Origin of the sequence: Streptomyces sp. DG2A-72 (assembly GCF_030499575.1) — a bacterium.
Lineage (GTDB): Bacteria > Actinomycetota > Actinomycetes > Streptomycetales > Streptomycetaceae > Streptomyces.
Genome location: NZ_JASTLC010000001.1, coordinates 4,691,025 through 4,703,950 on the forward strand (window position 1 = coordinate 4,691,025; position 12,926 = coordinate 4,703,950).

The 12,926-nt window shown below is 70.0% G+C and carries 12 protein-coding genes; 7 read left to right on the plus strand and 5 right to left on the minus strand.

What is annotated here, in order from left to right; translation table 11 throughout:
• Positions 1-116: 116 nt before the first annotated feature.
• The 3 genes from QQY66_RS22210 to QQY66_RS22220 are packed head-to-tail and all read right to left on the minus strand — an operon-like array spanning position 117 to position 2,425.
• The gene (locus QQY66_RS22210; RefSeq protein WP_301982090.1) at positions 117-1,247 is read right to left on the minus strand and encodes a hypothetical protein; all 1,131 of its coding nucleotides are present in this window, start codon (positions 1,245-1,247) and stop codon (positions 117-119) included.
• A gap of 1 nt (position 1,248) precedes the next feature.
• Positions 1,249-1,503 carry a MoaD/ThiS family protein gene (locus QQY66_RS22215; protein WP_301982091.1) on the minus strand — a complete coding sequence of 85 codons (255 nt, stop codon included), beginning with the start codon at positions 1,501-1,503 and terminating at the stop codon, positions 1,249-1,251.
• 37 nt (positions 1,504-1,540) lie between these two features.
• Complete coding sequence (locus tag QQY66_RS22220) at positions 1,541-2,425, minus strand: S9 family peptidase (protein WP_301982092.1); 885 nt, start codon at positions 2,423-2,425, stop codon at positions 1,541-1,543.
• Between the two features lie 184 nt (positions 2,426-2,609).
• On the opposite strand from QQY66_RS22220, the gene QQY66_RS22225 reads away from it, so the two are divergent.
• From QQY66_RS22225 to QQY66_RS22250, 6 genes are all read left to right on the plus strand, one after another.
• Complete coding sequence (locus tag QQY66_RS22225) at positions 2,610-3,398, plus strand: response regulator transcription factor (RefSeq protein ID WP_301982093.1); 789 nt, start codon at positions 2,610-2,612, stop codon at positions 3,396-3,398.
• Positions 3,399-3,493: 95 nt separating this feature from the next.
• The gene (locus QQY66_RS22230) at positions 3,494-4,519 is read left to right on the plus strand and encodes a LacI family DNA-binding transcriptional regulator (RefSeq protein WP_301982094.1); all 1,026 of its coding nucleotides are present in this window, start codon (positions 3,494-3,496) and stop codon (positions 4,517-4,519) included.
• Between the two features lie 156 nt (positions 4,520-4,675).
• A complete protein-coding gene (locus tag QQY66_RS22235) occupies positions 4,676-5,848 on the plus strand; it encodes a S1C family serine protease (RefSeq protein ID WP_301982095.1) in 1,173 nt (390 codons plus the stop codon).
• 9 nt (positions 5,849-5,857) lie between these two features.
• Positions 5,858-6,040, plus strand: coding sequence for a hypothetical protein (locus QQY66_RS22240; RefSeq protein WP_301982096.1), 183 nt, complete (start codon positions 5,858-5,860; stop codon positions 6,038-6,040).
• Between the two features lie 83 nt (positions 6,041-6,123).
• The gene (locus QQY66_RS22245) at positions 6,124-6,861 is read left to right on the plus strand and encodes a response regulator transcription factor (RefSeq protein ID WP_301982097.1); all 738 of its coding nucleotides are present in this window, start codon (positions 6,124-6,126) and stop codon (positions 6,859-6,861) included.
• Positions 6,858-8,312 carry a cell wall metabolism sensor histidine kinase WalK gene (locus QQY66_RS22250; RefSeq protein WP_301982098.1) on the plus strand — a complete coding sequence of 485 codons (1,455 nt, stop codon included), beginning with the start codon at positions 6,858-6,860 and terminating at the stop codon, positions 8,310-8,312. Before QQY66_RS22245 ends, QQY66_RS22250 begins: the two co-directional genes overlap by 4 nt.
• 652 nt (positions 8,313-8,964) lie before the next feature.
• On the opposite strand, the gene QQY66_RS22255 is transcribed toward QQY66_RS22250, so the two are convergent.
• Entirely contained in the window at positions 8,965-9,321 is a 357-nt protein-coding gene (locus QQY66_RS22255) for a hypothetical protein (RefSeq protein ID WP_301982099.1), read from the minus strand.
• On the minus strand, positions 9,318-10,688 hold the full coding sequence (locus QQY66_RS22260) for a serine/threonine-protein kinase (RefSeq protein ID WP_301982100.1): 1,371 nt from the start codon (positions 10,686-10,688) through the stop codon (positions 9,318-9,320). Before QQY66_RS22260 ends, QQY66_RS22255 begins: the two co-directional genes overlap by 4 nt.
• A 168-nt stretch (positions 10,689-10,856) precedes the next feature.
• Between QQY66_RS22260 and QQY66_RS22265 the strand changes: the two genes are divergently transcribed.
• A complete protein-coding gene (locus QQY66_RS22265) occupies positions 10,857-12,920 on the plus strand; it encodes a pectinesterase family protein (RefSeq protein ID WP_301982101.1) in 2,064 nt (687 codons plus the stop codon).
• The last annotated feature ends 6 nt before the right edge of the window (positions 12,921-12,926 follow it).

A 12,926-nucleotide genomic window follows, 5' to 3' on the forward strand; every position in this document is an offset into this window, starting at 1 on the left:
GTCCTGCGCGAGAGTAACCCCGGGGCAAGGGGTGAACGGGGGATTGTCGATCAGCTGTGACAGTCGGTCGGGTGTGACAGGAGGGGTGCGACCGGGTGTGACAGACGGGACGCCGGTCAGCCCAGCGCACGCCCCAGCAGGTACACCGCCGGTGCCGCTGCCGCCAGCGGCAACGCGACCCCGGCCGTGAAGTGGACGAAGCGGGACGGGTAGTCGTAGCTCGCGACCCGGTGGCCGATCAGGGCGCAGCCGCCCGCAGCCGCGCCGAGGAACGCGCCGTTCGCGCCCAGGCCGGTCATGCCGCCCACCGCGATGCCCGCGCCCGCCGCGGCGAGGAGGGAGACGATCACGGACGCCGGGGTGGGCAGGGGAAGAACCCGGGCCAGGATCGCCACGGCCACCGCCGCGGCGCCGACCGTGACCGCGTCCGTGCCGGCCGCGAAGTAACCGGCCGCGATGATCGACAGCGCCGCCGCGGCGACGGTCGCCATCAGGCCGTACATCCGCTCGTCGGGCTCGGCGTGCGAACGCAGCTGCAGGACCAGGGCCAGCAGCACCCACACACCGAGCGTGCCGAGGATCGCCGCCGGCGCGTGGTCGGCCGCCACCAGCGCGACATCCGCGGTCAGCGCCCCCGCGAACGCCAGCGCGATGCCCTGCCGGGCCGGCCACATCCCGTTCAGCCGGAACCAGCCCGCCGCCGTCACTGCTTGCAGCACCACAAGCGGTACGAGCAGCGCGTACGACCCGATGGCCGCCGTCCCGGACAGCAGCAGCCCCAGCACCGCGGTCAGCGCCGCCGGCTGCATCCCCGGCTCGATGATCGGCGACCGCCCCTCCAGCCGGGCCCGCTGAGCATCGGTGACGCGCGTGTTCCCGACGAGGGTGGCGGGGCCGTAGGCGGGCTCTTCCTCGGCGGAGGTCTCGGCGGTACTGGCACTAAGACCGCTACCGCCTTGGGCAGTCGTCCCGCTGGGGCGATGGGGGTCCCCCCGCTCGAGCGAAGCCGAGAGTGGGGGAGGGTGGGCAAGGCCTTCAGCGCCGGGTGCCGTGTAAGCAGGGGCGTACTGCTCCTGCCCCTGCGGTGGCACGTACGCGCCGGGAACCTGCGTGTCCCACGTCTGCCCCTGCCACTGCTGCGTGTACTGCTGGGCGGCGTGCGGATCCTCGTACGCCTGCTGCCAGTACGGGTCGTACCCCTGCGGGTACTGCCCCTCGTAGGAACCCTCGTGCGGCTGGTTGGTCATCTCACCCTCCTGCGAACGGCGGCAGCACCTCGACCGTCCCGCCGTCGACCAGCCGTACCGTCTCATGCCCGCGGGTCCCCACGGGGTCACCGTCGATGAGGAACGAGCATCGCTGCAGGACGCGCGCCAGTTCGCCGGGGTGTCGCGCGCGCACCGCGGCGAGCGCGTCCGCGAGGGTGTCCGCGTCGTACGGCTCCTCGGCGACCCCGGCCGCGGACTTCGCGGCGGCCCAGTAGCGCACCGTGACCTTGGGCATGCGGTTCCTCAATCAGTCGGTGGTCAACGAAGCCAGGCTAGCCCGCCTTCGCCGCCGCCCAGTCCCCGATCCGGGCCAGCAGTTCGTCCGCCGCCGCGTGCTCGGCGTGGCCCATGCCGGGCTCCAGCCAGAGTTCGCCATGGTCACCGGCGGCAGCGGCCAGCATGTGGGGGTGGTCGACGGGAAAGTAGCCGTCGAGGTCGCCGTGGACGATGAGGAGCGGCGTGGGCGCGATGTGCGGGACCGCCTCGACCGGGGAGAGGGGGACCGGGTCCCAGCCGCGGTGGTAGATCCGGGTCCGGAGTCCGTAGCGGGCGGCCAGCCGGCCTTCGCGGCGGGTCACCAGCCAGTACACGCGCCGCATCCGGGGTGTGCCCCGGTAGTACCAGCGGGCGGGGGCGCTCACCGAAACCACCGCATCCGTTCCCGCTTCCGTGCGCCCCTCGTGCTCCAATCCGGCCGCTGCCGCCGACGTGCCGTACAGCGCCGCATGCCGCAGCACCACCGAGCCGCCCATGGAGAAGCCGACCGTGACCACGCGCTGGTGCCCGAGCTCGCGGGCCCAGGCGACGGCGGCGGCGAGGTCGTGCACCTCGCGGTCGCCGACCGTGGAGACGCCGCCGGACCGCCCGTGGCCTCTGAAGGAGAAGGTGACGACCGCGCCGTGCCGCGCGAACGCCTGTGCCACGCGTCGCACATGCGGCTTGTCCACATCGCCGGTGAAACCGTGCGCCACGACGAACACCACATCACCGGAAGGTGGCGCTCCGGCGTCGTATACGTGCCCGCCCGGCTCGTATACGGCGTCGATCGCCACACCGTCGAACGTGCGCAGAAACGTACGCAAAGACCCCACCGTGTCCGTCTCGGATGTCGGACGGACGGTGGATCGTGCCACATGACCTGCCATGCCAGCGCTCATGTGGGCTATTCTGCTGGACACAGGACTCGGGCAGCGTAGCCCCCGGGTCCTTTTGTGCTTTCGGAAGCGTTGTATACGAAGCGGGAAACTCCAGGTGACCGCGGGTGTACGGGGCCTTTCGGGATCGCAGAGCAGGTGACGTACCGCACAACGTCCTCGCAGGGACCGAGGAGGAACCAGACGTATGAGTTCTCTGCTGCTCCTGACCAATGCCCTTCAGCCGTCGACGGAGGTGCTTCCCGCACTCGGCCTGCTCCTGCACAACGTGCGGGTCGCCCCGGCCGAAGGCCCCGCCCTCGTCGACACCCCCGGTGCCGACGTCATCCTGATCGACGGCCGCCGGGACCTTCCGCAGGTGCGCAGCCTCTGCCAGCTGCTGCGCTCCACCGGCCCCGGCTGCCCCCTCATCCTCGTCGTCACCGAGGGCGGCCTCGCCGCCGTCACCGCCGACTGGGGCATCGACGACGTACTCCTCGACACCGCCGGGCCGGCGGAGGTCGAGGCGCGGCTGCGGCTCGCCATGGGCCGTCAGCAGATCGTCAACGACGACTCCCCGATGGAGATCCGCAACGGCGATCTGTCGGTCGACGAGGCGACGTACTCCGCCAAGCTCAAGGGCCGGGTGCTCGACCTCACCTTCAAGGAGTTCGAGCTCCTCAAATACCTCGCGCAGCACCCGGGCCGTGTCTTCACGCGCGCGCAGCTGCTCCAGGAGGTCTGGGGCTACGACTACTTCGGCGGCACCCGGACCGTGGACGTCCATGTACGACGGCTGCGCGCCAAGCTCGGACCCGAGCACGAGTCGCTGATCGGGACCGTCCGGAACGTCGGTTATCGATTCGTTACGCCGGAGAAGGCGGACCGCTCGGACCGCTCCTCCGACGAGGCGAGGGCCAAGGCGGAGCAGCCAAAGCCGGAGGATGCGGACGAGACGGCCTCCCTGGACGCCACCGAGGTATCGGCCGAGGCATAGCGGACCTGTGGGCGGGCTCGCCCGCCCACAGGGGCCGCACAGACAAGCATCTTTACGCCCTGCCCAGAGCGGGTCCATCCGCGTAGACTCCGCGCGTGGCCAAGGTGACTCGGGATGATGTGGCACGACTGGCGGGTACCTCCACCGCGGTCGTCAGCTATGTCATCAACAACGGACCCCGGCCGGTTGCCCCGGCCACGCGCGAGCGTGTCCTCGCCGCGATCAAGGAGCTGGGCTACCGGCCCGACCGGGTCGCCCAGGCTATGGCGTCGCGGCGCACGGACCTCATAGGCCTGATCGTGCCGGACGCGCGTCAGCCCTTCTTCGGGGAGATGGCGCACGCGGTCGAACAGGCCGCGTCCGAGCGCGGAAAGATGGTGCTCGTCGGGAACTCCGACTACATCGCCGAGCGCGAGGTCCACTATCTGCGGGCCTTCCTCGGTATGCGGGTCTCCGGCCTGATCCTGGTCAGCCACGCGCTGAACGACAACGCTGCCGCCGAGATCGACGCCTGGGACGCCCGGGTCGTGCTGCTGCACGAGCGCCCGGAGGCGATCGACGACGTCGCCGTCGTCACGGACGACCTGGGCGGCGCCCAGCTCGCCGTACGCCACCTCCTGGAGCACGGCTACGAGTACGTCGCCTGTATGGGCGGAACCGCCGAGACCCCCGCGGTCGGCGACCCCGTCTCCGACCACGTCGAGGGCTGGCGGCGCGCGATGGACGACGCCGGGCTCTCCACCGAGGGACGGCTGTTCGAAGCGCCGTACAACCGCTACGACGCCTACCGCATCGCCCTGGACATCCTCTCCGGGCCGAAGCGACCGCCCGCGATCTTCTGCTCCACCGACGACCAGGCGCTCGGCCTGCTGCGCGCGGCCCGCGAGCTGCGTATCGACGTGCCGGGCGAGCTGGGCGTCATCGGCTTCGACGACATCAAGGAAGCGGCCCTCGCCGACCCGCCCATGACCACGATCGCCTCGGACCGCCCGGCCATGGCACGGGCGGCGGTGGACCTGCTCCTGGACGACGGCCTGCGGGTGGCGGGTTCGCGGCGCGAGCGGCTGAAGGTGTTTCCTTCGCGGTTGGTGGTACGGCGGTCCTGCGGCTGTGAGGCATGACGGGCCCTTGATGAGGGTTGTCTGCCCTTGATGAAGGTTGTCTGAGAGACCTCGCCAAGCCGCCAGAGAGCCCTTTACATCGGGCGAACGAGGTTCTCGCGGCGTTCTCAGGGAGCACTCAGCCAGCTCTCATCGAGCGGCGACAAGCTCTGAGACATGACCGAGAGCATCCGCCGCAGCGGCGAGTACGAGCACCCCAGCGAGGGCGACCAGCAGCAGTCGACGTACGCCCAGCAGCACGCCTCCTCCCCCGTCAACCCGGAGTGGCCGCCTCCGCCGGCGTACCAGCCGCCGGTCACCGTGGAGCCCGGGACGACCGTGTGGCCGTCGCAGGCCGCGCACGCCTCGGCACCGGCCGGGTTCGCGGCGGACGGTGTGGGTCAGGGTGGTCATGGCGGTGACGGCGGGGGCGGTGGCACGGCGGTCTTCACGGCCGCCCCCGCTCCTTCTGCTCCGAAGAAGCGGCGTACCCGCGGCCCGTTCGCCCTCCTGGCCGCCGTGGCGATCGTCGCCGCGGCCATAGGCGGCGGCACGGCGTACGGCATCCAGGAGCTGACCGGCACCGACACGGTGACCTCGTCCAGCGCCAGCACCAACGTCGTACCGTCCAGCCAGAAGGGCACGGTCGCCGGGGTCGCCACGGCGGTCAGCCCGAGCATCGTGGAGATCAACGCCACCTCCAACTCCGGTGAGTCCACCGGCTCCGGCGTGATCATCACCAGCGGCGGCGAGATCATCACCAACAACCACGTGGTCTCCGGCGCCTCGTCGATCAAGGTGAGCACCAGCGACGGCAAGACGTACGCCGCGAAGGTCGTCGGCACCGACAGCAAGAAGGACCTGGCGCTGATCAAGCTGGACAACGCCTCCGGCCTCAAGGCGGCGACCCTCGGCAACTCCGCCGGGGTGCAGGTCGGCGACACGGTCGTGGCAATCGGCTCCCCCGAGGGCCTGACCGGCACCGTCACCAGCGGCATCGTCTCCGCGCTCGACCGGGACGTGACGGTCTCGACGGACGAGAGCCAGGGACAGCAGGGCGGTGGCGGCGGCCAGTGGCCGTTCGAGTTCGGCGGCCAGCAGTTCAACGGCGACACCGGCTCGTCGACGACGACGTACAAGGCGATCCAGACGGACGCGTCCCTGAACCCCGGCAACTCCGGCGGCGCCCTGATCGACATGAACGGCAACATCATCGGCATCAACTCCGCGATGTACTCCCCGACGGACGCGACCTCCTCGACCGCCGGCAGCGTCGGCCTCGGCTTCGCCATCCCGATCAACACCGTCAAGTCCGACCTGGCCACGCTGCGCGCGGGCTCCACCGACTAGGAGTACGGCATGATCAAGCAGGTTTCGCACACGGTGACCGGCGCCGACCCGGCCGGTTTCGCCCTGGCCGTCGAGGTGGCGTACGAGCTGCACGCGCCGGTGCCGCGGGCGCCGGAGGTGGCGGCGAGCGGCGCCCGGACCCGCCGTACGGCGTCCGCGTCCCGCACCCATCGCCGTACCGTACGAAGCTGAAAGCGTGCGACGCTGAGATTCGTCAGCCCCACGTCCAGACGTCCCACGCCCCGCGCGTCCGTCCGCATCGAGGAACCGAGCCCATGAGCCCCGCCGATGGCGACCGTGACCCCCAGCGCATCCTGATCGTCGACGACGAGCCGGCGGTACGCGAAGCTCTCCAGCGCAGCCTCGCCTTCGAGGGGTACGACACGGAGGTCGCGGTCGACGGCGCGGACGCGTTGGAGAAGGCGACGCTGTACCGGCCCGACCTGGTCGTCCTCGACATCCAGATGCCGCGCATGGACGGCCTCACCGCCGCACGCCGCATCCGCGGCGCGGGCGACACGACCCCGATCCTCATGCTCACGGCTCGCGACACGGTCGGCGACCGCGTGACCGGCCTCGACGCCGGCGCCGACGACTACCTCGTCAAGCCCTTCGAACTCGACGAACTCTTCGCCCGCGTCCGCGCGCTGCTGCGCCGCAGCACGTACGCGGCTGCGGCTGGGGCGGGTGCCGCCCAGGACGACGAGGCGTTGGCCTTCGCCGACCTGCGGATGGACCTGGCCACGCGTGAGGTGACGCGGGGTGGGCGGCCGGTGGAGCTGACCCGCACGGAGTTCACGCTCCTGGAGATGTTCATGGCGCATCCACGCCAGGTGCTGACCCGCGAGCAGATCCTGAAGTCGGTCTGGGGCTTCGACTTCGAGCCGTCGTCCAACTCACTCGACGTGTATGTGATGTACCTGCGCCGCAAGACGGAGGCGGGGGGCGAGCCGCGGCTCGTGCACACGGTGCGTGGGGTGGGGTATGTGTTGCGTCAGGGTGGCGCCGAGTGAGCAAGGTTGTACGGCGGTTCCGGTCGCTGCCGATTCGGGCGCGGTTGGCGATGCTGGTTGCGGCGGCGGTGGCGTTTGGGGTGGCGGCGGTTTCGGTTACCTGTTGGTTCATTGTGCAGGGGAAGCTGTATGAGCAGGTCGACGACGACCTCAAGAAGGCGTCGATGAGGATGCCCGGGCAGCTCCAGGACGCTCTCAACAGCTGCACCGAGACCCCGTATGGCAATGGGATCTTCCGGAACACCTACTCCCAATTGGTCCAGGAGGACGGGACCGTCTGCATCCTCCAGGACTCCGCGGCAACGGTGAAGGTCGCTGGGGCCGACAAGGACGAGATCAAGGACGGGGACACCGGCAAGATCTACTTCCGCAACGGTACTGCCGGGGACGGCACCGATGTGCGTGTGCTGGTCCGGCCACTGGGCGCCACCACCACCGCCACCGGGGACACCGGACCCAACGTCGGGCTCGTCGTAGCCGTATCCCTGAACAGCACCCAGAAGACGCTCAACGAGCTCGCCCTGATCCTTCTCCTCGTCTCCGGAGTCGGAGTAGTCGGCGCCGGAGCCGCGGGCCTGGCCGTTGCCCGCGCAGGCCTGCGCCCGGTCGACAAGCTCACCGAAGCCGTCGAACACGTAGCCCGCACCGAGGACTTGACCGTCCGCATCCCGGTGGAGGCTGACGCCGAAGACGAAGTCGCCCGCCTCTCCCGCTCCTTCAACTCCATGACATCCTCCCTGGCCAGCTCCCGCGATCTCCAACAGCAGCTCATCGCGGACGCCGGCCACGAACTCCGCACACCCCTCACCTCCCTCCGCACGAACATCGAACTCCTCACCCGCAGCGAGGAGACCGGCCGCCCGATCCCGGAGGCGGACCGCAAGGCACTGATGTCCTCGGTGAAGGCACAGATGACCGAACTGGCGGCCCTCATCGGTGACTTGCAGGAACTGTCCCGCTCGGAGGGCCAGCGCGGCGAACGCGTCCAGGTGATCTCCCTGGAGGACGCGGTGGAGTCGGCCCTGCGCCGGGCACGGCTCCGCGGCCCGGAGTTGACGATCACGGCGGACCTTCAGCCCTGGTACGTACGGGCGGAACCGGCAGCCCTGGAACGCGCCGTCGTCAACATCCTCGACAACGCGGTGAAGTTCAGCCCCGAGGGCGGCACGATCGAGGTCCAGCTTGCGTCCGGCGTCCTCACGGTGCGCGACCACGGCCCCGGCATCCCCGCAGAGGAACTCCCCCACGTCTTCGACCGGTTCTGGCGCTCCCCGAGCGCACGGGCGATGCCGGGCTCGGGGCTGGGACTGTCGATCGTGGCGCGGACGGTGCAGCAGGCGGGCGGCGACGTGACGCTGGGCCACGCGGAGGGCGGCGGCACCATCGCGACCGTACGACTGCCGGGGGCGCCAACGCCTCCGCCGGAGAGCCCGGCCAGCGCTTCCGGGTGACTCGGGGCAGCCGGATGCCCTGGCTGAGCGGTGCGTACATCGGCGGCGGTGAAAGCCGTGGCTGTCGCTGCCTACAATTGGCAGATTCGGGCCAGCCGCCACGGCCGTGACCATGCCCCGCACAGGTCGCGAGTGGCCCGGATCTGCCAGTCGCGAGACCGCTTCACCGCTCAACTCGCGACGGCAGGATCGCGACGATCCGATTGCCCGGCGTCTCCACGCCGCCGCCAGAAACGCCCTGACAGGACGGCCGGGCACCAGTCGGAGACCGCTGTTCTCAGGGCTGCTCTGAAGCTGCTGGGTCCCTGTGACGCCTTCGTGCTCACTGCTGCCAGCATCTCCCCCACTTCACGATCAACGAGTACCTGAACGACGTCGTCCCGTTGTGGGAGCCGATCGGCCTCTGGGAGACCTTCCGGGGCTGGTGCGGTTACGCGCAGGCCTCCACCTGGTCCATCAAGGGCGAGCCCGTCCACACCTCCGAGTGGACCGGCAACCACGGCACGACGGAGGACAAGGTGACCTTCGTCAGCGGCTACAGCACCAAGACGTCCGTCAAGAAGAGGACAAGTGGCAGGAGAACCTCGACCCAAGTCCTGCGCGAAGTAGGTGCTTTGCGGAGTGGGCCTGCGTCGAGCCGGCCCGCTCCGCATCACGGCCCCGGACGGTCGCGTCTGAGCACCAGGCCGGCGAACGCGGCGATGCTCGCGCCGAAGACCCCGGCCGCGAAGCCGGGGGCGTCGTGGTCCACCAGGTACTTCGTCAGCCAGAAGACCCCGGTGATGCCCGTGCCCGCGAGCACCGCGCCGAAGATCCGGAACCGGACCTCCACCCGGTCCATCCAACGCCGGTGCTCGTAGTCCGCCTCGATCTGTCTCAGCATCCGCTCGGCGCTGCCCGGCACGGCCGCCTCCCAGGAGGCGGCCTGCTGGTCGAGTGGAAGGTCCTGCCACGAGCTTCTGCTCTCGCCGGCCGGCCCCGGTCCGGGCGTGGGCATGGGGTCGGTCATTCGCCGCCTCCCGCCGCACGGGTCCCGGCCGCCGGGGGCGGGCCGAGCCGGTTGTAGGCCTCGTGCAGATACGCGTCCCGTGTCGGCGGCAGCGGAGGCACGGCCGTACGAGGTCTCAGGAAGACGGCGGCGTCGGTGGCTCCCGCAAGGAGTGCCCTGCCCCGGCGAGGGGCGGCGCCGGAGCCGGTGGCCGTCGTCGTCGCGGTGGGGATCGCTTCCGAAGTCACCGGGCGGCGAACGGCATTGAAGACCGCGGCGCCGACCAGCGGCACCCACAGGCCGAGGAGCCACCACGGGCCGTCGAGTGACGGCAGTACGTCGACGAGAGCGCTGACCAGCGCGGCCACCGGGATTGCGATGAGGACGCCCATCAGCAGCCGGCTGTACTTCCTTCCCCCGGTGAGGCCGATGGAGCTTGCCGGCGGGTACGCCATCTGTGGTGGCGGCGGCAGGTCCAGCGTTCCGAACGCTATCGGTGCTCCCGGCATCTGGCCCGGTGCCTCGGCGCGTGCCCAGACGTCCGGTGGCTCCGCCAACTCCCGCAATGCTTCGGTCACTTCGTCGGCCGTCGGCCGCTGGGTCGGGTCCTTGCCCAGCAGCCGCAGCAGTACGGGGGCGAGCGGACCGGCCCGGGACGGCGTCGCCGGCTCCTCGTGCATCAAGGCATGAAGGACCACCAGCGTGCTCCTGTCACCCTCCACGCTGAAGGGGTTGCGGCCCTCCACCGCCTCATACAGGACGACGGCCAGTGAGAAGAGGTCGGTGGCCAGGGTCAGCCGTCCGCCTGTTATCAGCTCGGGAGCCATGTAGCGGGCTGAGGCGGAGATCTCTCCGGACGATGTGAGCCGGGCCGGGTCCGGCAGAACCGGCATGGCCGGGTCGAAGCCGAGGAACAGAGCCCGCCCCTCCCGGTCGATGAGGATCCTCTCCGCGGTGAGGTGGCCCTGCGTCAAGCCCGCCCTGTGCACGGCGGTCAACGCCTCGAGCACGTCCAGCCCGATCCGCGCCACCCGCCCCGGTGGCAGCGGTCCCGACTCCCGCAGGACGTCGGCCAGCAGGCGGGCGCCCGGAAGATGCGCCATGACGACCCACAGTCCGTCGTGGTCGGACAGCACGTCGAACACGGACAGGATGTGCGGACTGTCCACCTGTCGCGCCAGCCGCCGGATCACCTTCAGAGCCCGCTCCCGTTCCGCGTCGTCCTCCGTCGGCTCCGTGGGCCAGTGGATCCTCCGCACCGTCACGGAGCCGCCCAGCACCGCGTCCTCCGCCGCCCACACCGTGCCGTGGCCGCCCGAGCCGATCCGGCTCGACAGCCGGTAGCGCCCCCCGACCAGCGATTCGGCTCCCTCTGTGCTCCCCGCCACGACCTCACCCCTGCGTCGGACACCAGCCTCGCGTCAACTCCCTTGTACATCCCCAGAGTCCCGCACCCAACACCGCTGCCGAAACAAGCCTCCACCCCCGGCAACCTTTCCCTACGGAGCGGCAACTGATCTCTCGGACCATCCCCCCCGCACGGAACGGATCGCCGTATGAGCGAGCAGCACAGCAAGCCCCGTCACCGCAGAAGCCGGAAAGCCCTCGCGGTCGGCGTTCCCCTCGCCCTCACCGCCGCCGGAACCCTCGCCTACGGCACCGACCTCGGCCTGTTCGGTGAGGACGCGCAGCGCACGGCCTCCGCCGCCGCGCCCGCCTGGGCCTCCGCCACCGCCGACGGCTTCGCCTCGGTCAACTCCCTCGGTCAGAATGGGACTTATGGCGGGCGGGACGGCAAGACCGTCACCGTGAAGACGCTCGCGGACCTGGAGAAGTACGCGACCGCCGCCGAGCCGTACGTCATCGTCGTCGCGGCGACCATCAACATGAATCCCGTCGGGAAAGAGATCAAGGTCGCGTCCGACAAGACCATCGTCGGGGCCGGGACCTCGGGGCACATCGTCGGCGGTGGCTTCTTCCTCGGGTCCGGGGTTCATAACGTCATCATCCGGAACCTCACCATCCGGGACGCCTACCAAGGCATCTGGAACGACAAGGAACACGACTTCGACGCCATCCAGATGGACGGCGCGCACCACGTCTGGATCGATCACAACGATCTGCGGCACATGGCCGACGGGCTCATCGACGTCCGCAAGGACAGCACCAACGTCACCGTGTCCTGGAACAAGCTCAGCCAGAACAACAAGACCTTCGGCATCGGCTGGACCGAGAACGTCAAGACGGACATCACGATCCACCACAACTGGATCCGCGAGACCGAGCAGCGCAACCCGTCGACGGACAACGCCGCTCACGCGCACCTCTACAACAACTTCCTGGAGGACGTGGCCGGGACGGACATCAAGTCCTCGTACGGCAACTACTCGCGCGGCGCGACCAAGATGGTCCTGGAGAACTCCTCCTTCCAGGGCATCAACAACCCCGTCATCAAGGACAGCACCGCGAGCATCGTGCAGCGCGGGAACGTCTTCTCCGGGACCAGTGGACGGAACGAGAGCGGGGGCACGGCCTTTGATCCGAAGACTTACTACGGCTACACGCTCGACCAGGCCGCGGACGTTCCGAAGCTTCTCAAGTCCGGTGCAGGGCCCCGCAGTTCCATCGGCACGACGACCGCCTCGACGACCGCTGCCGCGGCGACCACCCTCACCGTCGCCGCCGACGGGTCCGGCCAGTACCGGACCGTCCAGGCCGCCGTCAACGCCGTACCCGCCAACAACGCCTCCCGGGTCGTGATCTCGGTGAAGCCGGGGACGTACCGCGAGGTCGTCAAGGTCCCGGCCAACAAGCCGCACGTCACCATCCAGGGCAGCGGCGGCAGCCGTAAGGACACGGTGATCGTCTACGGCAACGCGGCCGGGATGCAGAAGCCGGACGGGTCGGGGACGTACGGCACTCCGGGCAGCGCGACGATGTCCATCCAGTCGGACGACTCCCAGGTCCGCAATCTCACCGTCACCAACGACTTCGACGAGGCCGCGAACCAGTCCCTCTCCGGCCACCAGGCGGTCGCCCTGCTGACCCAGGCCGACAAGGTCGTCCTCGACTCGCTGATCGTCAACGGCGACCAGGACACGCTGGAGCTGGAGACCGCGGCGCCGGACAAGCCCGGCCGCGTGTACGTGACCAACTCCTACATCACGGGCAACGTCGACTTCATCTTCGGCCGGGCGACGGCCGTCATCGACCGCTCGGTCATCACGCTCAAGAAGCGCTGGAACGGCACGTCGGCGGGCTACATCACGGCCCCGAGCACCCCGGCCGGCCGCAAGGGCCTCCTGATCAACCGCTCGACGGTCAACGGCGACGTCTCCGCCGCCACCTTCTTCCTCGGCCGCAACTGGCACCCCGGCGGTTCCACGACGGTCGACCCGCAGAGCACGGTCCGCGAGTCCTCCCTCAGCGCCGCGATCAAGTCCACGCCCTGGTCCGACATGGGCGGCTTCTCCTGGAAGGACGACCGGTTCGCCGAGTACAAGAACACCGGCCCGGGTGCGGGCGCCGCGAGCAGCGACCGGCCACAGCTGACCGACGCCCAGGCCGCCGGCCAGGAGGTCGCGGACTGGCTCGGCGACTGGAGGCCCACGGCGTCGTGACCCCCA